Annotated in this window: 24 protein-coding genes and 1 riboswitch; of the genes, 17 read left to right on the top strand and 7 right to left on the bottom strand. The window is 58.6% G+C overall.

Annotated elements, in window-relative coordinates:
- Positions 1–32: 32 nt before the first annotated feature.
- Both fzlA and queG read left to right on the top strand, forming a co-directional pair.
- The gene (fzlA, locus tag ACXAH3_RS08535) at positions 33–698 is read left to right on the top strand and encodes an FtsZ-binding protein FzlA (RefSeq protein ID WP_474861650.1); all 666 of its coding nucleotides are present in this window, start codon (positions 33–35) and stop codon (positions 696–698) included.
- A 65-nt stretch (positions 699–763) separates the two neighbouring features.
- Positions 764–1,777 (top strand): tRNA epoxyqueuosine(34) reductase QueG, encoded by a 1,014-nt coding sequence (queG, locus tag ACXAH3_RS08530; RefSeq protein ID WP_474861814.1) that lies wholly within the window; start codon positions 764–766, stop codon positions 1,775–1,777.
- Here queG and ACXAH3_RS08525 read toward each other — a convergent pair.
- Together ACXAH3_RS08525 and ACXAH3_RS08520 are read right to left on the bottom strand one after the other, a co-directional pair.
- Complete coding sequence (locus ACXAH3_RS08525) at positions 1,774–2,202, bottom strand: hypothetical protein (protein WP_474861649.1); 429 nt, start codon at positions 2,200–2,202, stop codon at positions 1,774–1,776. The two genes, queG and ACXAH3_RS08525, sit on opposite strands and share 4 nt — an antisense overlap.
- Before the next feature lie 65 nt (positions 2,203–2,267).
- On the bottom strand, positions 2,268–3,134 hold the full coding sequence (locus ACXAH3_RS08520; protein ID WP_474861648.1) for a branched-chain amino acid aminotransferase: 867 nt from the start codon (positions 3,132–3,134) through the stop codon (positions 2,268–2,270).
- Positions 3,135–3,320: 186 nt separating this feature from the next.
- Between ACXAH3_RS08520 and ACXAH3_RS08515 the strand changes: the two genes are divergently transcribed.
- Positions 3,321–3,827, top strand: a complete 507-nt coding sequence (locus ACXAH3_RS08515) for a MarR family winged helix-turn-helix transcriptional regulator (protein WP_474861647.1) — start codon at positions 3,321–3,323, stop codon at positions 3,825–3,827.
- Positions 3,820–4,521: a response regulator gene (locus tag ACXAH3_RS08510; RefSeq protein ID WP_474861646.1), complete on the top strand. Its 702-nt coding sequence runs from the start codon at positions 3,820–3,822 to the stop codon at positions 4,519–4,521. The genes ACXAH3_RS08515 and ACXAH3_RS08510 overlap by 8 nt, the downstream gene beginning before the upstream one ends.
- 7 nt (positions 4,522–4,528) lie before the next feature.
- Here ACXAH3_RS08510 and ACXAH3_RS08505 read toward each other — a convergent pair whose 3' ends face one another.
- Positions 4,529–5,071 (bottom strand): hypothetical protein, encoded by a 543-nt coding sequence (locus ACXAH3_RS08505; protein WP_474861645.1) that lies wholly within the window; start codon positions 5,069–5,071, stop codon positions 4,529–4,531.
- A 45-nt stretch (positions 5,072–5,116) separates the two neighbouring features.
- Here ACXAH3_RS08505 and ACXAH3_RS08500 point away from each other — a divergent pair, with 45 nt between their 5' ends.
- The 4 genes from ACXAH3_RS08500 to dxs are packed head-to-tail and all read left to right on the top strand — an operon-like array spanning position 5,117 to position 9,076.
- On the top strand, positions 5,117–6,052 hold the full coding sequence (locus ACXAH3_RS08500; RefSeq protein WP_474861644.1) for a histone deacetylase family protein: 936 nt from the start codon (positions 5,117–5,119) through the stop codon (positions 6,050–6,052).
- Positions 6,049–6,291 carry an exodeoxyribonuclease VII small subunit gene (locus tag ACXAH3_RS08495; RefSeq protein WP_474861643.1) on the top strand — a complete coding sequence of 81 codons (243 nt, stop codon included), beginning with the start codon at positions 6,049–6,051 and terminating at the stop codon, positions 6,289–6,291. The genes ACXAH3_RS08500 and ACXAH3_RS08495 overlap by 4 nt, the downstream gene beginning before the upstream one ends.
- Positions 6,292–7,146 carry a polyprenyl synthetase family protein gene (locus ACXAH3_RS08490; protein WP_474861642.1) on the top strand — a complete coding sequence of 285 codons (855 nt, stop codon included), beginning with the start codon at positions 6,292–6,294 and terminating at the stop codon, positions 7,144–7,146.
- 22 nt (positions 7,147–7,168) lie between these two features.
- Positions 7,169–9,076: a 1-deoxy-D-xylulose-5-phosphate synthase gene (gene dxs / locus ACXAH3_RS08485; protein ID WP_474861641.1), complete on the top strand. Its 1,908-nt coding sequence runs from the start codon at positions 7,169–7,171 to the stop codon at positions 9,074–9,076.
- A 22-nt stretch (positions 9,077–9,098) separates the two neighbouring features.
- On the opposite strand, the gene ACXAH3_RS08480 is transcribed toward dxs, so the two are convergent.
- Positions 9,099–9,926 carry an SDR family oxidoreductase gene (locus ACXAH3_RS08480; protein ID WP_474861640.1) on the bottom strand — a complete coding sequence of 276 codons (828 nt, stop codon included), beginning with the start codon at positions 9,924–9,926 and terminating at the stop codon, positions 9,099–9,101.
- Between the two features lie 97 nt (positions 9,927–10,023).
- Between ACXAH3_RS08480 and ade the strand changes: the two genes are divergently transcribed.
- The 6 genes from ade (at position 10,024) to ACXAH3_RS08450 (ending at position 15,937) form a co-directional block, all read left to right on the top strand.
- A complete protein-coding gene (gene ade, locus ACXAH3_RS08475; RefSeq protein WP_474861639.1) occupies positions 10,024–11,826 on the top strand; it encodes an adenine deaminase in 1,803 nt (600 codons plus the stop codon).
- A complete protein-coding gene (locus ACXAH3_RS08470; RefSeq protein WP_474861638.1) occupies positions 11,826–13,310 on the top strand; it encodes an AMP nucleosidase in 1,485 nt (494 codons plus the stop codon). The genes ade and ACXAH3_RS08470 overlap by 1 nt, the downstream gene beginning before the upstream one ends.
- A 186-nt stretch (positions 13,311–13,496) precedes the next feature.
- Complete coding sequence (locus tag ACXAH3_RS08465) at positions 13,497–13,784, top strand: HU family DNA-binding protein (RefSeq protein WP_474861637.1); 288 nt, start codon at positions 13,497–13,499, stop codon at positions 13,782–13,784.
- 81 nt (positions 13,785–13,865) lie between these two features.
- On the top strand, positions 13,866–14,741 hold the full coding sequence (locus ACXAH3_RS08460) for a DMT family transporter (protein WP_474861636.1): 876 nt from the start codon (positions 13,866–13,868) through the stop codon (positions 14,739–14,741).
- Positions 14,742–14,798: 57 nt separating this feature from the next.
- The gene (locus ACXAH3_RS08455; protein ID WP_474861635.1) at positions 14,799–15,512 is read left to right on the top strand and encodes a cytochrome c biogenesis CcdA family protein; all 714 of its coding nucleotides are present in this window, start codon (positions 14,799–14,801) and stop codon (positions 15,510–15,512) included.
- A gap of 14 nt (positions 15,513–15,526) precedes the next feature.
- Positions 15,527–15,937: a thioredoxin family protein gene (locus ACXAH3_RS08450; RefSeq protein ID WP_474861634.1), complete on the top strand. Its 411-nt coding sequence runs from the start codon at positions 15,527–15,529 to the stop codon at positions 15,935–15,937.
- 67 nt (positions 15,938–16,004) lie between these two features.
- Here the strand turns inward: ACXAH3_RS08450 and aroC are convergent, their stop codons facing one another.
- Together aroC and ACXAH3_RS08440 are read right to left on the bottom strand one after the other, a co-directional pair.
- Positions 16,005–17,114 (bottom strand): chorismate synthase, encoded by a 1,110-nt coding sequence (aroC, locus tag ACXAH3_RS08445; protein ID WP_474861633.1) that lies wholly within the window; start codon positions 17,112–17,114, stop codon positions 16,005–16,007.
- A 72-nt stretch (positions 17,115–17,186) separates the two neighbouring features.
- Positions 17,187–18,146, bottom strand: a complete 960-nt coding sequence (locus ACXAH3_RS08440; RefSeq protein WP_474861632.1) for a DMT family transporter — start codon at positions 18,144–18,146, stop codon at positions 17,187–17,189.
- Positions 18,147–18,390: 244 nt separating this feature from the next.
- Positions 18,391–18,497: riboswitch (TPP riboswitch) on the top strand.
- Between the two features lie 38 nt (positions 18,498–18,535).
- On the opposite strand from ACXAH3_RS08440, the gene ACXAH3_RS08435 reads away from it, so the two are divergent.
- From ACXAH3_RS08435 to ACXAH3_RS08425, 3 genes are read left to right on the top strand one after another with little or no spacing between them, the layout of a single operon-like run.
- A complete protein-coding gene (locus ACXAH3_RS08435) occupies positions 18,536–19,525 on the top strand; it encodes a thiamine ABC transporter substrate-binding protein (RefSeq protein ID WP_474861631.1) in 990 nt (329 codons plus the stop codon).
- Positions 19,501–21,060 carry a thiamine/thiamine pyrophosphate ABC transporter permease ThiP gene (locus ACXAH3_RS08430; protein WP_474861630.1) on the top strand — a complete coding sequence of 520 codons (1,560 nt, stop codon included), beginning with the start codon at positions 19,501–19,503 and terminating at the stop codon, positions 21,058–21,060. Before ACXAH3_RS08435 ends, ACXAH3_RS08430 begins: the two co-directional genes overlap by 25 nt.
- Positions 21,047–21,739 carry a thiamine ABC transporter ATP-binding protein gene (locus tag ACXAH3_RS08425; protein ID WP_474861629.1) on the top strand — a complete coding sequence of 231 codons (693 nt, stop codon included), beginning with the start codon at positions 21,047–21,049 and terminating at the stop codon, positions 21,737–21,739. The genes ACXAH3_RS08430 and ACXAH3_RS08425 overlap by 14 nt, the downstream gene beginning before the upstream one ends.
- 22 nt (positions 21,740–21,761) lie before the next feature.
- On the opposite strand, the gene ACXAH3_RS08420 is transcribed toward ACXAH3_RS08425, so the two are convergent.
- Positions 21,762–21,905 (bottom strand): hypothetical protein, encoded by a 144-nt coding sequence (locus ACXAH3_RS08420; protein WP_474861628.1) that lies wholly within the window; start codon positions 21,903–21,905, stop codon positions 21,762–21,764.
- Positions 21,906–22,128: the final 223 nt, after the last annotated feature.

The raw sequence follows: 22,128 nt of genomic DNA, 5'->3' as shown, positions 1-22,128 counted from the left end.
TACGGGGCATAGCCAAAGATCAAAAGTTGCACATGAATCGCCTTTTTCACGTTCCTCTCTCTCCGTTCTGCCGCAAGGTGCGGCTGTCCCTCGCCGAAAAGAAGGTCGAGGTCGAACTTGTCGAAGAACGATATTGGGAACGTAGCCCCGAGTTCCTGCGCCGCAATCCGGCGGGTAAGGTGCCGATCCTGAAGATCGAAGGGCAGCTTCTGACTGAAAGTGCGCCGATCTGCGAATACCTGGAAGAGAAGTACCCCGAGCCGGCGCTGCTACCTCGTGACCCTGAAGGTCGGTACGAGGTGCGCCGCTTGGTCAGTTGGTTTGACGACAAGTTCCATAACGAAGTGACCTCGAACCTGCTCTATGAGCGGGTAAACAAGAAGGTCATGGGCACCGGGTATCCAGAAAGTAAGAACGTGAAAGCGGGCGCGAAAGCAATAAAGTACCATCTGGATTACATGGGCTGGCTGTTGGATCAGCGACGCTGGCTGGCCGGGAACGCAATGTCCTTGGCCGATTTCGCGGCTGCTGCACATCTGTCATCGCTGGACTATATCAGTGACGTGGATTGGAACCGGAACGCGAATGTGCGGGACTGGTACGCCAAGATTAAATCACGGCCCGCGTTCCGATCAATCCTTGCCGACCAGATCCCCGGTTTCCCCCAGCCTGCGCATTACGCGGATCTGGACTTTTGAACCAACGCGGCGGCAAACCGCGCCGCGCCCCCCCTCCTGAAGACAGCGCATCACGCAAGGCCGAGATCGCAGCGCAGGCGCAGGCCGAGGGCTTTGCGATGGCACGGGTGTGTCGGCCCGACGCCGTACCCGAGATCGCCGCGCGGCTTGAGCAGTTCGTGGCCGAGGGTCGGCACGGCGATATGGGCTGGATGCAAGATCGGATGCATTGGCGCGGAAATCCCGCGGCTTTGTGGTCAGAGGCACGGTCAGTGATCATGCTGGCCGAACCCTATACGCCAGATCACGATCCGATGGAGATTGTTGGGCGCCCAGATCGGGCCGCAATCAGCGTTTATGCACAAAATAGAGACTATCATGACATCGTGAAGAAGCGGTTGAAGCGTGTAGGGCGCTGGATGATCGACCGTTTTGGGGGAGAGATTAAGGTCTTTGTCGATACCGCCCCGGTGATGGAAAAACCCCTTGGGGCTGCCGCCGGCTTGGGCTGGCAGGGCAAGCACACCAATCTGCTCTCGCGCGAGCTTGGAAACTGGTTCTTTCTGGGCGCGATCTTCACCACGCTTGAGCTGCCCGTGGATGAGCCGGGGCGCGAGAATTGTGGGACTTGCACCGCCTGTCTGGACGCCTGTCCGACCGACGCCTTTCCCGCCCCGTTCCAACTGGATGCGCGGCGTTGCATTTCCTATCTGACGATCGAGCACAAAGGCCCGGTGGACGAAAAGCTGCGATCAAAGCTGGGCAATCGCATCTATGGTTGCGATGATTGCCTTGCAGCCTGCCCGTGGAACAAGTTCGCCGCCGAGGCACAGGAAATACGCTATGCGGCGCGCGAAGATCTTCTTGCCCCTAAATTGGCCGAGCTGATGGTGCTGGACGATGCCCGTTTCCGCGAAAAGTTCTCGGGTAGTCCGATCAAACGCATCGGGCGGAATCGGTTCCTGCGGAACGTGCTATATGCGGTTGGAAATTCAGGTAATGGGATGTTTTTGGCTGGTTTAGAGCCTCATTTACATGATCCAGACCCGGTGGTCGCAGATGCTGCGCGTTGGGCCAAAGCGCAGCTTCAGACGCTTTAGTTGTTAGACGCGTTTGTAGGTACAATCATGTGATAGGCCGCCGCTGCGGCATTAACGCCAGACGATGCGCTTGACGCAGGATATGGCCCGATGGATGACGCCCCAATCAGATAGGTCACGTTCATCTTTTGCCCCAAAGCAGGGTACAGCTTGAACTCGCCCGTGACTCCTTTCGCTTCAAGTGCGTTTACAATTCTCTCGCCCAGATCCTTGCTGGCAATCTTGTCTTCTTCAGGGTCAAAGCGGATCACGATCGTCAACGCCGAACCCACTTCCGCGCCACGCGCGTCGAGAGCCTGCTTGGTGATGCCCAACGGCCGGACCGTCGGATCCTTGGTGACCCAATACCAGCTCAAAGCCGCCGCACTGGGCAGAACCACAACCAGAACAATCGCGATCAGAATTTTAAGATTTCTGGACAGCAAAACGCCCGATCCCCTTACAGCAACAACATGCTAAGGGCCGGGCGTTCACAAGACGTTAAGAAGTGTTAGCTTCTGACAAGCTTTTCGTAGCTTTCCGCGATGTCGCGGGTCAGAGCGCCTACCTCGAATGTGTATTCGCCAATCTGGCCAACGGGCGTGACCTCAGCCGCTGATCCAGTCAGCCAGCACTGTTCGAAATCGACCAGCTCTTCGGGCATGATGTGGCGTTCATGAACGGTAACGCCTTTTTCTTTAAGCATTCCGATGACGGTCTGACGGGTCAGGCCGTTCAAGATCGCGTCAGGAATGGGCGTATGAACCTCGCCATCTTTTACGAAGAAGACGTTGGCGCCGGTCGCCTCGGCCACATAGCCGCGATAGTCCATGAACAGCGCATCGGAACAACCTTTGGCCTCGGCCGCGTGTTTGGACATGGTGCAGATCATGTAAAGACCAGCGGCTTTGGCAGCGGTCGGGATGGTTTCGGGCGACGGGCGTTTCCACTTGGCGATGTCCAGCTTGGCGCCTTTCATCTTGGCGTCACCATAGTAATCGCCCCAAGCCCACGCAGCCACGGCCATACGAACCGGGTTCTTGGCGGAACTGACACCCATATCTTCCCCGGCCCCACGCCACGCAACAACGCGCACATAGGCGTTGGTCAGGCCATTTGCCTCGACAACCGCTTGTTTGGCAGCCTCGATCTCGTCCACCGAATAGGGGATGGGCATATCCATCATTTCGCCCGATTTCAGAAGGCGCTCTGAATGCTTACGGCTGAGGAAGATCTTGCCGTCATACAGACGCTCGCCTTCAAACACAGACGAAGCATAGTGCAACGCATGGCTTAGAATGTGGACGTTCGCATCGCGCCATTCGACCAATTGGCCATCCATCCAGATCTTGCCGTCGCGATCATCATATCCGCTCATGTTACCGTCCTTTCCAGTTTGAGCCACGGGATCATTCCGCGGCATTTTTGCAATTGTTGCGTAATATCCGTCCGCTTCGGACATAATATTTCGCGAAATCCGCAGATCGCTAACAATTGATTCTTGGAAAGTCAACAACACTGACATAAAACTGGTGACTGTAACATTTTTTGTGATGAGGGCGTCATGAGTGAACGGCAGTCTCCCAGCGGGCAAAGCCTTCTGTTTCTGACAGACGAGCAGCTGCGCAAGGGTATCGAGGCAATGTTCTTTGCCTATCGCGGGTTTACTGCGGATCCAGATCGCATTCTGAACAAATACGGCTATGGCCGCGCCCATCACCGTGCACTGCATTTCATCAGCCGGGCTCCGGGGACGACGGTGAACAACCTTCTGTCGATTTTGGGCGTGACCAAACAATCGCTGAACCGGGTGTTGCGCACATTGATCGAAGACGAACTGGTGGAAAGCCGTGTTGGTACACGCGACAAGCGGGAACGGAATTTGTTTCTGACCGACAAGGGGACGGCACTGGAAACGGAACTGTCCAATGCCCAGCGCGAACGCATGCGTCAGGCCTATCGTGAAGCCGGACCCGAAGCCGTGCAGGGCTTTCGCACCGTGCTGGAAGCTATGATGGACCCGGATTTGCAGCGCCATTTCACCCGTATGAAGGAGAGCGCCCGTGACTGATGCCCCTGAAGCCCACCTTTTGATCATCGACGACGACGAACGCATTCGCGGCCTGTTGCAGAAGTTTCTGGTGCGCAATGGATTTTGGGTCAGCGCCGCCCGTGACGCTGCCCATGCCCGCCGCTTGTTGGCCGGGTTGGATTTCGATCTGATTGTGACGGATGTAATGATGCCGGGCGAGGACGGGATCAGTCTGACCCGATCCCTGCGCGAGACCCTGACCACGCCGATCCTGCTTCTGACTGCCAAGGGCGAGACCGAGGACCGCATCAAAGGGCTTGAGGCTGGTGCAGATGACTATCTGGCGAAACCATTTGAGCCGAAAGAACTGCTGCTCAGGATCAACGCCATCCTGCGACGAGTGCCCGCCACGACCGAGGATCAAAGCCCGAAATCCCTGACGCTGGGCGACAAAACCTATGATGTCGAACGGGGAGAGCTGTGGCAGGGCGACACCTTGGTGCGTCTGACCGCCACGGAAAGCCAGTTGATGAAGATCTTCTCGGCCACTCCGGCCGAACCGGTCAGCCGGGCGTCATTGGTGGAACAGCTGGGGCGCGATCAGGGGCAAGCGCAGGAACGCGCCGTGGATGTTCAGATCACGCGCCTGCGTCGCAAGCTGGAAAGTGACCCTAAACAACCGCGATACCTGCAAACGGTACGCGGTGCTGGGTATATGCTGGCGCCCGATTAATATTCGGTTAATCGAAAAGCGCCGCACATTCCGGCGGCACGTCATAGATCCAATCCTGTACCGCATAAGCCGGAATCGAGACCGAGATCATCCGTGTCTCATCTTCTCGCCCTTTGGACACCTCACCCTTCCCTGACAGAAGGTTTAGGTCACAACTGCCGCTATCGTCTAGGTTCAGCGTGTCATACCAACGATAGGTATAGCCCGCGACGCGCATCGCGCCGTTGCGCCAAGCAAGGGTGTGGACCTGCTCCCACCGATTGCGCCCAATCGCGCTGTTATGGGACATTACCTGCAACGATCCACGCGGGGTGACGGTCAAGGACGGTTGTTGGCCGATCCCTCCGACCCAGACGATGTTTTGCACCCAGATGGTTTGGTCACCATCGCCAAGTTTCAGCAGCAAGTCAGCCTCGCCACTATCACCGAATTCAACCAGCGCCGCGTGATCGGCAATCCCATCCGCGTTGAAATCGCCACTGACTTGCGTCGAAAACCCTTCGGCAATCGCCGAAGATGCGGCCATCATAAACGGTATAATCCAGCGCATCGGAACCTCCTTGTTGTTGGGTCAGTATTGCCCTAGCGTCGCGCCATGACAACGCTGCTTTACACCCATCCGGTCAGCTTCGACCACATCACACCACCCGGCCATCCCGAGCAAGTGGCCCGGCTAGAGGCGATTGAAACCGCCCTATCCGCGCCTCAGTTTCAGTCTCTCGTCCGCCGTGATCCGCCCATTGCGACGCTGGATCAAGTGCGCCTTGGCCATTCGCGTGCGTATTTTGAACGGATCGAAAACGCACAACCGACCGAGGGATGGGCGCAGTTGGATGGTGATACCTTCATGGCCCCCGGTTCGTTCGAGGCCGCCCGGCGTGCGATCGGAGGCAACATCGACGCCGTGGACCGCGTGATATCCGGCGAAGCGCAGAACGCCTTCATCGCCTGCCGTCCCCCCGGCCACCACGCCGAGAAAGCCACGCCGATGGGGTTTTGCCTGTTCTCGACCGTCGCAATTGCTGCCATTCATGCGGCCAACACTCACGGGCTGGACCGTGTCGCAGTTCTGGATTTCGATGTTCACCACGGCAACGGCACGCAGGACGTGCTGTGGCATGAAAGCCGGGTGCGGTTCGTATCGTCGCATCAGATGCCCCTTTACCCCGGCACGGGCGGCATCCACCAAAAGGGCGCATTTGGGCAGGTGATCAATCTTCCCCTGCGCGCCGAAACCGATGGGTCCGAAATGCGCGAAGTTTGGGAGCGCGTACTGACCGAAGAGATCGAGCCCTATATCCCCCAACTTGTGCTGGTGTCCGCCGGATTTGATGCCCACAGACGCGACCCGCTGGCAAATCTGCATTGGGAGACCGAGGATTTCGCATGGCTTGCCCATCGCATTTGCGATCTGGCGGATAAATGCTGTGACGGGCGGGTGGTATCGTCGCTTGAGGGCGGCTATGATCTGGAGGCCCTTGGCGACAGCGTCGGGGCCTATATCAACGTGATGATGGAGCGCGGCGCATGAGCGACAAACCGGTAAACGAAATGTCCTTTGAAGAGGCCATGCGAGAACTTGAAACCGTCGTTGGCCAACTAGAGCGCGGCGACGTGGCGCTTGAGGATTCAATCAAGCTGTATGAACGCGGGGCCGAACTTAAGGCACGCTGCGAAACCAAACTGAAAGAGGCCGAAGAAAAGGTCGCCGCCATCACTCTGGATCAGAACGGCACGCCTGCGGGGACGGCCCCGGTCGAAGGGCTGTAAATGTTCAAGACACGTCTGGAAGACACCGCGCGCGCCGCGCGGGCGCATCTGCACGCAGCGATTTCCGACAAGGGTGCCTTGGCTGAACCCATGCGCTATGCCACTGCTGGCGGCAAAGGATTGCGCGCATTTTTGGTTATGGAAGGTGCTCGGATTCACGGCGTGTCTGAGGCCCGCGCACTGTGGCCCGCCGCCGCGATCGAGGCGATCCACGCCTATTCGCTGGTCCATGATGACATGCCCTGTATGGATAATGACGACCTGCGCCGCGGGCTGCCCACCGTGCACAAGAAATGGGACGAGGCAACCGCCGTTCTGGTCGGCGACGCGCTGCAAACGCTGGCGTTTGAACTGCTAACGCATGACGATGTGGGCGACGCACGCGTGCCTCTGGTCCGCTCCATGGCGATTGCCGCCGGGCAATCGGGCATGGTGCATGGACAGGCTCTGGATATCGCTGCAGAAACCGCCGAGATACCGCTGACCTTGGACCAGATCACCGAGCTTCAGGCCGGAAAAACTGGCGCACTGATCCGTTGGTCGGGTGAAGCGGGGGCCGTTTTGGCTGGTGCTGATGTCACGCCATTGCGGCTCTATTCCACTGCAATTGGGCTGGCTTTCCAGATCGCCGATGACATTCTGGACATCGAAGGCGATGCCGCCGCTGTCGGTAAGGCCGTGGGCAAAGACGCGGATGCGGGCAAGGCGACCTTCGTTTCGCTTCTGGGGCTGGAGGCGGCAAAGACCCGCGCGAAAGACCTTGTAGATGAAGCCTGCGACGCGCTTTCCCCCTATTGTCAGGATGCCGAAACATTGCGAGAGGCCGCACGCTTCGTTATCCAACGCGATAGGTAGCCGCACCGCAACCGAGGTTTATATGGCCGACAGACCCCTCACACCCCTTCTGGATCGCGTAACCGTTCCCGCTGACATGAAATCTCTGTCGGACCGCGAGCTGGTTCAGCTGGCGCACGAGGTCCGGGCCGAGACGATCTCGGCCGTGTCGGAAACCGGCGGGCATCTGGGCGCGGGTCTGGGTGTTGTGGAACTGACCGTGGCGCTGCACGCCGTATTCGACGCCCCGAAGGACCGGATCGTCTGGGACGTGGGCCACCAATGCTATCCGCATAAAATCCTGACCGGTCGCCGCGACCGCATCCGTACTTTGCGTCGCAAAGGCGGATTATCAGGCTTCACCAAGCGCTCGGAAAGCCCGTTTGATCCGTTCGGGGCGGGACATAGCTCGACCTCGATCTCGGCTGCGCTTGGCTTTACGGTCGCGCGCGATTTAGGCGGCACGCCCGAGGCCGAAATCGGCGACGCCGTGGCCGTGATTGGCGATGGGGCCATGTCGGCAGGCATGGCGTTCGAAGCCATGAACAATGCAGGCCACTTGAACCGCCGCTTGATTGTGATCCTGAACGACAATGAAATGTCGATTGACCGTCCGGTTGGGGCCCTGTCCAGCTATCTCAGCCGCAGGTACGCATCCGAGCCGCTGGCAGACCTTAGGGCCGCCGCCATAGACGCGCTGAGCTTGATGCCCGAACCCGTCCAAAAGGGCGCACAGCGGGCCAAGGAAATGGTCAAGTCCATGACCAGCGGCGGCAATTTGTTTGAGGAACTGGGTTTCTCCTATATCGGTCCTATTGATGGTCATGACATGGGCAGCCTGCTATCCGTCCTGCGCTCGGTTCATGATCATGCGACGGGCCCGGTGCTGATCCATGCGCTCACCCAGAAGGGTAAGGGCTATGCGCCCGCCGAAGCCGCCCGCGACCGGGGTCACGCCACCGCAAAATTCGATGTGGCCAGCGGCAAGCAACATAAGTCGCACCCCAACGCGCCTAGCTATTCCACTGTTTTCGGAGACGAGCTGGTGCGCCTTGCTGCCGAAGACGACAAGGTTTGTGCGATCACGGCGGCAATGCAAGATGGGACAGGGTTGAACCTGATGGCGGAACGCTATCCCTCGCGCTGCTTTGACGTAGGGATTGCGGAACAGCACGGCGTGACCTTTTCGGCGGCGCTGGCGGCTGGTGGGATGAAGCCTTTCTGCGCAATCTACTCGACATTCTTGCAACGCGGATACGATCAGGTCGTACATGACGTGGTCGTCCAACGCCTGCCCGTGCGCTTTGCCATCGACCGTGCCGGTCTGGTAGGTGCCGATGGCGCGACCCATGCGGGGTCGTTCGACATCGCCTATCTGGCCAACTTGCCCGATATCGTGGTGATGGCCGCTGCAAACGAGGCCGAGCTGATGCACATGATCGCGACAGCCCATTCGATCAACGACCGGCCATCCGCTTTCCGCTATCCACGCGGTGAAGGTGTGGGTGTTGAGCTGCCAGCGAAGGGCGAGGTGCTAGAGATCGGCAAGGGCCGCGTGATCCGCGAAGGCGCGCGCGTAGCAATCCTGTCCTTCGGCACCCGCTTGTCCGAGGTCGAGGTCGCCGCCGAGGCGCTTGCCGCCCACGGTATCACGCCCACGGTTGCCGACGCCCGTTTCGCCAAACCGCTGGATCGCGAGCTGATCCTTTCACTAGCAAAGAACCACGAAGCCCTGATCACGATCGAAGAGGGTGCAATTGGCGGGTTCGGAAGTCATGTGGCGCAACTTCTGGCCGAAGAAGGGGTATTCGACACCGGCCTCAAGTTCCGTTCCATGGTATTGCCCGACACGTTCATCGACCACGCGTCGCCTGCAAAAATGTACGAGGAAGCCAAGCTGTCGGCCAAGGACATCGAGGCCAAGGTTTTAGACGTTCTTGGCGTTACATAGTTCTACAAAAACGGGTCTAACCCTAGGCATTCAGCAAAGCCTTTAACCCATCCTGATAGGTCGGGAAGCGGAGTTGCACGCCCAGCTCGTCCTTGATCCGGTCGTTCCGCACCCGTTTCGATTCCGCATAAAAGCTGCGTGCCATTGGGGTCATCTCGGCAGTCTCGAAATCCTCGGCGGGTGGGATCGGCAGACCCAGAAGCTCGGCCGCATAGGCAAGAACATCTTCAGGCGGGGCCGCGTTGTCGTCGCAAAGGTTATAGATGCGCCCCGGATTAGGCTGTGCGATCGAGGCCGCCAACACCTGCGCGATATCCGCGACATGGATGCGGGAAAACACCTGATCTTTCTTGATGATCCGCCGCGCGGTCCCCTTGCGCACCTTCGAGAACGGACCGCGTCCGGGGCCATAGATTCCGGCCAGTCGAAAGATGTGCAGCGGCAATCCGACCTCATCGGCCAATACTTGCCATTCCGCTTCGGCCTGCACACGCAACTTGCCACGTCGCGTGGACGGAGCAAGGGGTGTGTCTTCATCGACCCAACCACCCTGATGGTCGCCGTAAACACCAGTTGTCGACAAATAGCCCACCCACTGAAGCTGCGGGGCAAGGGCTGCAATTTCGTCTCTAACCTGGCGCAGTACGGGGTCACCGTCTCCGTCCGGACCGGCCGAGATCAGAAGATGCGTCGCCTGAGATAGCGGCTCGGAAATATCCGCACCCGGCCATTGGATCACATCCGGCCCCGCCTCGCGCGAGGTGCCAATTACAGTGAAATCTCCAGCCAATTCGGCTGCCAATGCGCGCGCCGAATAGCCGTATCCGAATACAAACAGTGTCTTTTCCATGCGCGCAGTATCGCTGCGCACGCACGATTTAAAAGCGCAAAGTTGCCAGAGCCTGATAAGGGGTTGCGCTAACAGCGGAATTCGGAACAATTGATCCATGGAAAGACCAATTCTTAAATCTTGGCCCGAGAGTGCGACGCGGTTGATTGCCGTCGCCGCAGGGCGCGATGCAGCAGACACTGTAATTCAAGGCGGACGTGTGGTGAATGTGCACACGCGCGAGGTTCTGGGCTGGCAGGTCGCCATCGCCGATGGGCGATTTGCTTATGTCGGCCCGGATGTCGGCCATTGCATTGGCCCAGATACACAGGTGATCGACGCGGGTGGGCAATACCTGATCCCCGGCCTGTGCGACGGGCATATGCATATCGAAAGCGGGATGCTGACACCTGCCGAATTCGCCCGCGCGGTCATTCCGCACGGCACCACGACCATGTTCACCGATCCGCATGAGATTGCGAATGTGCTGGGGTTGGAGGGTGTTCGGTTGATGCATGATGAGGCTCTGATCCAGCCCATAAACATCTATACGCAGATGCCATCCTGCGCGCCTTCTGCACCGGGGTTGGAAACGACCGGTTTCGAGATCACCCCTGAAGACGTGGCCGAGGCGATGACGTGGCCCGGCATCATCGGGTTGGGCGAAATGATGAACTTCCCCGGCGTGATCCATGGCGATCCCAAGATGCTGGCAGAAATGGCGGCGACCCAGAACGCTGGGAAAACCATCGGTGGGCACTATGCCAGCCCCGATCTTGGCCCGAATTTCCACGCCTATGCGGCTGGCGGACCTGCGGATGACCATGAAGGCACATGCGAAGCCGACGCCATTGCCCGTGTCCGTCAGGGGATGCGGTCGATGATGCGGTTGGGATCCGCATGGTTTGATGTCGAAAAGCAGATCACCGCTGTGACCGAAAAGGGTCTGGATCCGCGCAATTTCATTATCTGCACCGATGATTGCCACTCGGGTACGTTGGTCGAGGAAGGCCACGTAAATCGCGCTCTGCGCTATGCGATTAGCTATGGCTGTGACCCCTTGGTCGCGTTGCAAATGGCGACGATCAATACGGCAACGCATTTCGGATTAGAGCGTGAACTAGGTTCTATTACACCCGGAAGACGCGCCGATGTGATCTTTACCGATGATCTGACCGCCCTGCCGATCAACCACGTGTTTGCCCGTGGCATCAGCGTCGCCGAGGGCGGGAAGATCACTATCGATTGCCCCCATCTGGAATGGCCCGCACACGCGAAAAAAACCATGCATATGGGCAAGACCATCGTGCCGGATGACTTCATCGTGGAAGCGCCCGAGGGGGCAAATTCGGTTACCGCGAAAGTGATCGGCATTGTTGAGAACCAAGCCCCCACGAAAGCTCTTAAACGGGACCTTTCGGTTTCGGACGGCATCGTTCAGACGGACGAAACACAGGACGTGGCACAGGTTGCCTTGGTCGAACGCCACAAAGGCACCGGCGGCGTGGTCAATGGGTTCGTAAACGGGTTTGGTTACACAGGCCAGATGGCGATGGCATCGACCGTTGCGCATGACAGTCACCATATGATCGTCGTCGGAACCTCGCATGACGATATGGCGCTGGCCGCCAACCGACTGGCCGAGGTAGGCGGCGGTATGTGTGTCTATCAAGACGGAAAAGAGCTGGCTTTGGTCGAACTTCCCGTCGCGGGTCTGATGTCTGACGCCCCCGCAACCGAGGTCGCCATAAAGGCCAAAAGCATCATTGACGCGATGGAGGCCTGTGGTTGCACCTTGAATAATGCCTCGATCCAACACAGTTTCTTGGCCTTAGTCGTCATACCCGAGTTACGGATCTCTGATCTGGGATTGGTGGATGTGACGAAATTCGAACTGACCGATTTGTTGAAGGAAAATTAATGACCCCTAGCGCACCCTCTATTCCCGTGGTCAGCCCCGAAGGGGGTGCCTATCAGGTCTTTACCGACCCCAAAGCCGCGGTGGACGAGCTGAAATCGCTTTATGAAAAGGCCTGCACTTTTCTGTGTGAGACGTTTGAGCAAAACGCCAGCGGTGCGCAGCCACCCAGCCGGTTCCGTGCGTTTTACCCCGAGATCCGCCTGACCACGACCAGCCACGCGCAAGGCGATAGCCGGTTAAGTTTCGGCCACGTCTCGGCCCCCGGCACTTATGCCAGCACGATCACGCGCCCCGACCTGTTTGAAAACTATCTGGTCCAGCAGATCACGCTGTTGATGCGGAACCACGGCGTTCCGGTGCAAGTAGGCTTTTCGAACACGCCGATTCCCGTGCATTTCGCCGTGTCGCGCAACCCAGACATCACCGTCCCTCAGGAAGGGGCGATGACCTATCCGCTGCGTGATGTCTTTGACGTGCCGGACCTGTCGACCACGAATGATGACATCGTAAACGGTGTGGTCGAACTGGATGACGAAGATGTCGCCCCCCTTGCGCCGTTCACCGCCCAGCGCGTGGATTATTCGCTCGCCCGCTTGTCGCATTACACCGCGACCATGCCCGAGGATTTTCAGAACCACGTTCTGTTCACCAACTATCAGTTCTATGTCGAGGAGTTCGAAGCCTATGCCCGCCAGATGTTGGCCGATCCCGACAGCGGGTACGAGGCCTTCGTCGGCCCGGGATACCATCGGATCACGAAATCTGATGAAGAACTAACTGTTCCGGCCAAACTACCGCAAATGCCCAGCTATCATCTGACCCGTGCGGACGGATCTGGCATCACGTTGGTTAACATCGGAGTTGGCCCGTCAAATGCCAAAACCGCCACCGATCACATCGCCGTTTTGCGCCCTCATGCATGGCTGATGGTCGGGCACTGCGCAGGACTGCGCAACAGCCAGCGGCTTGGAGATTTTGTGCTGGCCCATGCCTATCTGCGCGAAGACAAGGTGTTGGATGACGACTTGCCGATTTGGGTGCCGATCCCGCCATTGGCAGAAATCCAGATCGCGTTGGAACAGGCCGTGGCAAAAGTGACCGAGTACGAAGGCTATGAGCTGAAACGGATCATGCGGACCGGCACCGTTGCGACCTTGGATAACCGCAACTGGGAACTGCGCGATCAGCGCGGACCGGTTCAGCGGCTGTCGCAATCCCGCGCAATCGCACTGGACATGGAAAGCGCCACCATCGCGGCAAACGGTTTCCGCTTCCGCGTTCCCTATGGCACGCTTCTTTGTGTGTCTGACAAACCCCTGCACGGAGAGCTAAAACTGCCCGGCATGGCGTCGGACTTTTACAAAACGCAGGTGGCACGACATTTGCAGATCGGGATCCACGCGATGGAGACCCTGCGCGACATGCCGATCGAACGGATTCACAGCCGGAAGTTGCGCAGTTTCGACGAAACCGCATTCCTGTAAAGCCGAGCCAAATCGACCTTTGTCGGCAATTTCCAACCTGACGCAGGGGAAGTCATGCCATTTTTTGGCGAAAAAGCGCAATTTCCTAGGAAAATAGGGGCAACAAACGATTGTGTCGCCCCTCTACATACAGTTAAATGCCCGCAATGAAGCCCAACAAATGGGCTATTGTGAGGAGTGTTATACATGTCGAAACCGATGACCAAGACCCAACTTGTTGCCGCTCTGGCTGAAGAAATGGATTCGGACAAGAAGTCCGCTGCTGGTGCCCTGGAAGGTATCATCAACATCATCACCAAAGAAGTGTCGGGTGGTGGCGCTGTGACCCTGCCCGGCGTTGGCAAAATCTATTGCCGCGAGCGTCCGGCACGCATGGTGCGCAACCCTGCCACCGGCGAGCAGATCCAGAAAGAAGCCGACAAGGTTGTGAAAATGACCATCGCCAAAGCGCTGAAAGACAGCGTAAACGGCTGATCTGGTCACAAGGGGTCTTGCCCCGCTTCCAGAATTCGGAAAGGGTCGCCAAATTGGCGGCCCTTTTCTTTTGGAGATGACATGGATCTACGCGCTATCTTTATGGGGCTGGCATTTGCCCTTATGTGGAGCTCGGCCTTTACGTCGGCGCGGATTATCGTGTCCGACGCGCCTCCGCTTTATTCCTTAGCGCTTAGGTTCCTAATCTCGGGCTTGCTGGGTGTCATCATCGCGCGTGCATTGGGGCAAAATTGGCAGCTTTCGCGGAACCAGTGGCGTGCAGTCATCATCTTCGGTCTTTGCCAAAACGCGCTGTATTTGGGCCTGAATTTCGTGGCAATGCAGTGGGTCGAGGCGGGGCTTGCCTCGATCATCGCGTCCACCATGCCGCTAATGGTGGCCTTCGCCGGGTGGATCCTTTTGGGCGACCGCCTGCGCCCGTTGGCTGTAGCGGGTTTGTTTGCCGGCGTCGTCGGCGTAGCTCTGATCATGGGGTCCCGGCTGTCGGGTGGCGTGGACATCACAGGCGTTATCTTTTGCTTCGTGGCTGCTGCTGCTTTGACCGTGGCCACCTTGTCGGTGCGCACCGCATCTTCTGGTGGAAATCTGATAATGATCGTTGGGCTACAAATGTTCGTAGGCGCAGCCGCATTGTTCATCACAGCCCTTTTCCTAGAGGATCCGACTTTCACACCCAGCCTGCGCCTTGGGGCGGCGTTCAGCTATACAGTCATTGTTCCTGGTCTGCTGGCCACATGGATCTGGTTCGCGCTGGTGGGTCGGATCGGAGCTGTCAAAGCCGCCACGTTCCACTTTCTAAACCCGTTTTTCGGCGTCGCCATTGCGTGGCTTTTGCTGGGCGAAGCGCTTAGCCTGATGGACTTCATCGGCGTCGCCATCATCACGGTCGGCATCCTTGCCGTGCAGCTTTCGAAACAAAAACCCACAGAGACGTGAAGCCGCGCGCCCGCTTCGTGAGATGACTTTCCGCGCGATATCCGGAACATTTCAAACATGGAACTTGTCTTTGGATACCTTGCCGGGCTGCTGACGCTGATCAACCCCTGTGTCTTGCCGGTCTTGCCCATCGTATTGGCGACTGCGTTGCAGGCCAGCCGGTTCGGCCCCATGGCTGTGGCGGCCGGGATGAGCGTATCTTTCGTCTCGTTGGGCCTTCTGGTCACCGTACTTGGCTACACCATTGGCCTGACCGAAGATATGGTCGCGCAAGCAGGCGCCATTCTGATGGTGGGCTTTGGCTTGGTCTTGATGACGCCGGTGCTGTCCGAACGCTTCGCCACCGCAACTGCAGGCGTATCTACACAAGCCGACACGACGCTAGATGACGTGAATCGAAATGGGCTGTCCGGCCAGTTCCTTGGTGGCATGCTGCTTGGCGCAGTTTGGAGCCCCTGCATCGGCCCCACGTTGGGCGGCGCAATCTCTCTGGCGTCGCAGGGCAAGTCGATCCCATGGGCAGCCGCCATCATGATTGCTTTCGCCCTTGGTGTTTCCACAATCATCATCGCGCTGGGCTATGGCGCACGAGCTGCGATCATGCGCAGACAGGCTCTAATGCGGCGGATTGCCCAAAAATCGCGGCCCATTATGGGCGTGATCTTTGTCGCAGTCGGCCTGATGATCCTGTTTCGCTTTCACCACGTCTTAGAAGCCTGGGCTGTGCAAAACCTGCCTGCTTGGCTGAATGACCTCTCTGTATCCCTTTGAAAAAGGAGACCACTATGAACCGCCGAGACTTCCTGTCCCTCACCGCCGCCGTATCCCTTGTGCCCGCCTTGGCACGCGCCGGAGCAATGGACTATGCCCCCGGCCTTGTCAGCAAGGCATTGGAAAACGGGGAAACGGTGTTTCTGGACTTCAAAGCCAGCTGGTGTGGCACCTGCGCGGCGCAGGAACGTGTGATCAACGCGCTGAAGGCCGAAAACCCTGCTTATGACGACGCGATCACCTTTATCGACGTCGACTGGGATGAACACAGCAAATCTGAATTGACCAAATCCCTGCGTATCCCACGCCGCTCGACCTTGGTTGTCCTTAAGGGCGACAAAGAGTTGGGCCGCATCGTGGCTGGCACGTCCAAATCTGACATCCAAGCGCTTATGGACACGGCACTAACTGCTGCGACATCCTAAGCCTCTTCTGGCAAAAATATCGCCGCCGGGGGCACAAAATCTGCCGGGCAGCCTTGCCCGGCATTTCCTAGCCGATCTGTCCGCGCGGGCCTTCCCCGATTTGCGCGCGGTGCAGCATTAGGTGATCAAGGATCACGCAGGCGGCCATCGCCTCGCCCACGGGAACGGCGCGGATGCCCACGCAAGGATCGTGGCGCCCCTTGGTGATCACCTCGATCGCTTCACCGGTTTTAGTGATCGACTGGCGCGGTGTCAGGATCGAACTGGTCGGCTTCACTGCGAAACGCACAACAATGTCCTGACCCGACGAGATTCCACCCAGAATCCCACCGGCGTGGTTAGACGAAAAGACGGGCTTGCCGTCGTTTCCAAGGAAAATCTCGTCAGCATTTTCAGTGCCGCGCAGTCCAGCGGCGGCCATGCCTTCGCCAATCTCGACGCCTTTTACGGCGTTGATAGACATCATCGCAGCCGCCAAATCAGTGTCTAACTTGGCATAAACCGGCGCTCCAAGGCCAACGGGCGCACCGCGCACGACGACCTCGATCGCAGCACCGACGCTGTCATTTTCCTTTACACGCAGGAACTGCAGATAGTCTTCCCATTCCTGCACTGCGCTGGCATCCGGCAACCAGAATGGATTGTCATCAATGGCATCCCAATCGAACTTCGACCGATCCAGATGCTTTTCGCCCATCTGGGTCATATAGCCCTTGATTTCCAGCCCCGGCACCAACGCCTTCAGCGCCTCGCGCGCTACGCCACCAGCAGCCACGCGCGCAGCCGTTTCACGGGCCGAAGACCGGCCCCCGCCGCGCGGATCGCGGATCCCGTATTTCTGCCAATAGGTGATGTCAGCGTGACCCGGGCGGAAGGTCTTTTCGATCTCGCCATAGTCCTTAGACCGTTGGTCGGTGTTCTCGATCATCAACTGGATCGGGGTGCCAGTGGTTTGACCCTCGTATACACCCGACAGGATGCGCACCTGATCGGGCTCGTTCCGGGCGGTGGTGTTCTTGTTCTGACCGGGGCGTCGTTTGTCCAGCCAGACCTGCAACATCTCGGCCTCAAGCGGCACGCCGGGGGGGCACCCGTCCACGGTCGCACCTAGGGCAGGTCCGTGGCTTTCACCCCAAGTGGTGACACGGAAAATATGACCAAAGCTGTTCATCGACATAGGTGCGCTCCTTCATTCCCAAGCGTGATAGCGAAGGGAGAAACGAAAGGGAAGCGCCCGAGTAGACGACGTCTAGCTTTGTTCGGGCCTGCGATGCTTTGGCTTCGGCGATGGCCCGGCGTCATAACGCGGGTTCGGGTTGCGTAGGATCGGGTTGCGGATCGATACGGATGGACGGCTTTCCCGCCAAACGATGAACACGCCCGAAGCGATGATCACGCCAGCACCAACACCAACCCAAATGTCCGGAAGTTCGTCAAAGAACAGCGCGCCAAAGGCGGTTGCCCACAAGATCTGGCTGTATTGCGTCGGCGCCACAACGGCAGCGGGGGCCGCACGATAGGCTCCGATAATCATCATCTGGGCAAAGACCGACATGACGCCAACGCTTGCGGCAAGGCCAAAATCCGTCAACTCCATCGGGACGTAAACGAAGGGTAAGATCAGCCCCATCGCCAAGATCGATGACAACATGGGATACAGGATCATGACAGCGGTCCGTTCCTCGCCTCCAATCTTGCGCATGATGATAGATCCCAAAGCCGAACAGAAGGCGGCAATCAAGGCACTAACGTGGCCTAAAGTGATGACAGTTACACCCGGACGCAGAACGATCAAAACACCGATCAAACCGACGATCACCGCCGCCCAACGCTGTCCACGCACGGGCTCGCCCAACAGCCAAGCCGACATGGCGGTGATAAGAAGCGGAGTGGCAAACAAAAGCGCATAGACCTCGGCCAGAGGCAGCACAGTGAACGCATGAAACGCCGCGGACATGGCAATCACCGACGTCAGCGAACGGATCAAAATCAGCCACGGGTGATGTGGGCGAAAGTTGTCAACCTGCCGGTCAGCCAACATCATGATCGACATGGGCACAAAGGCAAATAACATCGCAAAAAAGATGATCTGGAATACGGCGAAGTTCGCGCCCAATGCCTTGATGATGGCATCGTGCGTTGCAAAAACTGCGAAGGCCGCGAAGGCAAAGCCAAGCCCACGAAGGGGAGATTGTGTTGCGCCCGACATGGACAGCTCCGGTATGGGGGTATTTGTTAGCGTTCACATTGCCGATTGTTCGGGCAGGGTCAAGATCAATGCCGCTATGCATTGGGTCTTGAACTAAATCACGATGGGGCTGGCTCTACGAGTTTGGGAAACAGGCCTTAGGATAAATAGCTATTCTTTTCATAACCTTGCATGAACGCACCCCGCAGCCACTTTTGTTGTCCCAGCAAAACTCCTTGCCATTCTGTCCAACATTCGGCACAGACAAGGCACCTCGGGGTGCTGTGTTCCCACAGCTGAGATGCGCTACTGCGCGGACCCGTAGAACCTGAACCGGCTAACACCGGCGGAGGGAAGGTGATTTGGATGTCCCAAATGCCCCCTTTCGTTCGGCGCATATGGAGGACCCTATGAAGACAGCCCTTTCATTTGTCGCAGGACTTGCTTTGACCACAACCGCAGCCGCCGCTGCAGACAAACCCGTACTGCAAGTTTATGCTCCTGATTACTTCGCTTCCGAATGGGGCCCTGGCCCGTCAATCGAGGCAGGCTTTGAAGCCCAGTGCGACTGCGATTTGGAGTTCGTCACCGGCGACGTGATGCCCCGCCTGATGCTGGAAGGCGAGCGCACGGAAGCCGACATTGTGATCGGCCTGAACACCGACGTTACTGCAAAAGCCCGCGCCACGGGTCTGTTCGCCCCACACGGTCTGGATGTAAGCGGCCTGACTCTGCCCGTCGAGTGGACCGACGACGTGTTCGTGCCGTTCGACTACAGCTATACCGCCTTCATCTATGACAATACCAAGATCACGGACGCGCCGACCAGCTTTGATGCGTTGCTGGCGATGCCCGACGACACCAAGATCGTCATCCAAGACCCGCGCAGCTCGATCTCGGGGCTGGCGCTGCTTCTGTGGGTCAAATCAATCTATGGCGACAAAGCGGACGAGGCATGGGCCAAGCTGAACCCTAAAATCCTGACAGTAACCAAAGGCTGGTCGGAAAGCTATGGCATGTTCACCGATGGTGAAGCCGACATGGTGCTGTCCTATGTCACCTCGCCAGCATATCACATCATCGCCGAAGAAGACCTGACAAAGTCAGCAGCCATCTTCGACGAAGGCCACTATCTGTATGTTGACTTGGTGGGTAAGATCGCGAACACCGACAAGCCCGAACTGGCCGACGCCTTCATGGCCTACGTGCTAAGCGAAGAGTTCCAGTCGGGCATTGCGACCTCGAACTGGTCCTTCCCGTCAAAACTGGCCGCTGACAAGCTGCCCGAGGGCTTCGCCAACCTGCCCGTGCCCGCCAAGGCGCTTGTCTACTCGGAAGAAGAGGCCGAGGCGATCCGCAAGCCGGCTCTGGATGAATGGCTCGCCGCCGCGTCCAAATAAGCTCTACCACCATCCTTGGCGCCTTGTCGCTTGGGGTGGTGGTTTGCCTGACCCTTGGTATGCTTATCGCTGTTGCGATGCGGGCCGAGGGCGCGGGCAGGCTTGGCCCAGCCGATTGGGCTGCAATTCGGTTCACACTATGGCAGGCCGCTGCGTCGGCTTTGATCAGCATCCTGCTGGCGATCCCAGTCGCCCGCGCTTTGGCGCGGCGCAATTTTCTGGGCAGATCCGTGCTGATCACCCTTCTAGGTGCCCCCTTTATCCTGCCCGTAATCGTCGCCATTCTGGGTTTAATCGCCGTCTTTGGACGCACTGGGTTAATCAGCCAAGTTTTGGGCCTGTTCGGGATCGAACCAATATCCGTCTATGGCTATCACGGCGTCATCCTCGCCCACGTGTTCTTCAACCTTCCGCTGGCCACCCGCCTGATCCTGCAAGGCTGGCTGGCGATCCCGTCCGAGCGCTTTCGCCTCGCAGCCTCCCTCGGCATGGGCCCCTCCGACATCGCCCGCACGCTGGAACGCCCCATGCTGCGCGAGGTCGTGCCGGGTGCGTTCTTGGTCATCTTCCTAATCTGCCTGACGTCCTTCGCCGTCGCACTGGCCCTTGGCGGTGGACCGAAAGCCACCACGGTAGAGCTCGCAATCTACGAGGCCTTCCGCTTCGACTTCGACCTTACCCGCGCGTCGCTGCTGGCGCTGGTGCAGTTCGCTTTGGGCGCGGCACTGGCCCTGATCGCCCTGCGCGTCGCCATGCCATCCGACATGGGCGCAGGGCTGGATCGCGCGGTTACTCGCTGGGACGACCGTCCCGCTCTTTTGGCGCAAGACATCGCCGCGATCACGCTTGCCGCCGCCTTCCTGCTTCTTCCCCTTGCGATGGTCGTTCTGGATGGTCTGCCGCGGCTTTTTCACCTGCCCCAAGTCGTTTTCGGCGCGGCCCTCCGCTCCGTCATCGTCGCTCTCGTCTCGGCTGCTTTGACGCTAGCGCTATCTCTTCCCATCGCCGCCCTCGCCGTGCGCCACAACTCACGCGTGGTCGAGGCATTGGGCTACCTAACCATCGCCGCCTCGCCCCTTGTGATCGGCACGGGGCTGTTCATCATCACCTTCCCCTTTGTGAAGCCATCGGACCTTGCGCTGCCCATCACCGCCGTGGTGAACGCTGCCCTCAGCCTGCCTTTCACCCTGCGTGCGCTGGTGCCCGCCTTGGCCGCTGTGGAACGCGACTTCGGCCCGCTGGCAGACGGGCTGGGCATGACCGGCTGGACCCGCCTGCGCCACCTGTGGCTGCCCCGCCTGCGCCGCCCGATGGGATTCGCGTTGGGACTGGCCGCCGCTCTGTCGATGGGCGACCTTGGCGTCATTGCACTGTTTGCAGACGGCGACAACGCCACCCTGCCCTTGCAGCTGTTCCGTCTTATGGCCGCGTATAAGATGGAAGACGCCGCCGCCGCCGCGCTGCTGCTGCTGACCCTCTCGCTGGGCCTGTTCTGGCTGTTTGATAAAGGAGGTCGCGTGAATGCTGACCGTTGACCAACTGCGCATCGAGATGGGCGGCTTTCGCCTTGCTGGCGACCTAACGATCCCCCAAGGCGCACGCGTCGCGGTGCTTGGTCCATCCGGCGCGGGGAAGTCGACGCTGCTGGCGGCCATCGCCGGGTTCCAACCGCTGGATGCGGGGCGGATCCTGTGGAACGGCAACCCCATGCCCAAAGACCCCGCAGCGCGTCCGATCAGCATGGTGTTTCAGGACAACAACCTGTTCCCGCACCTGACCGTCACGCAAAACGTAGGCCTTGGCCTGCGTCCGAACCTGCGGTTGTCAGAAGATGACCACACCCGAGTCGCAAACGCCCTGACCCGCGTTGGTCTGGACGGGATGGGAGACCGCAAACCCGCGCAGCTGTCCGGCGGTCAAATCGCCCGCGTGGCGCTGGCCCGCGTGCTTCTACGCGACCGCCCGGTGCTGCTGCTGGATGAACCCTTCGGCGCGCTCGGTCCCGCGCTGAAAACGGAAATGCTGGAGCTGGTCCGCACGCTGCTGGACGAGACCGGCGCAACCCTTCTGATGGTCAGCCACGACCCACAGGATGCCCGCGTGCTCTGCAATCAGGTGGTGCTGGTGGCCGATGGGGTGGCCCATGCGCCGGTTGCGACGGAGGAGATGTTTGAAAATCCGCCGGAAGTGATGCGGGAGTATTTGGGGGGATAAACCCGACAGGCAGATTTAATATCTATTCCTCTTCGGGAAGAAGGCACTTACCTTCCTCAAGACCAAAAGTTACCGAAACAGCAAGATAAGTCTCCGCCTCTCCTAGTTTCGGACCGTAGTAATCCATTTGGAACTTAAGCAGATCAAAACTATCGATATCACTCATCTCCTTCGCGGTACCGATGAACTAACTTAGATGAGACTCGCAAAAGCTCGGCAGCACATGTCGAAAGTCATCTTTCGTCGCAACACGGCTGGATGGGACATAAACCGCAATCCCATCGAGGACGATCCCATCATCATTCACTTCCTCGAAAAACCCAAGTTCTGTGGCTTCCCAATCCAGTTGAATATCGCTGGCAAAAGCCGGAGTGGCCAAAAAAAGAAGA

The organism is Aliiroseovarius sp. ABM4_368 (genome assembly GCF_056161205.1).
The sequence above is the reverse complement of the archived record's forward strand: the minus strand, read 5'-3'. Positions and strand labels throughout refer to the sequence as shown.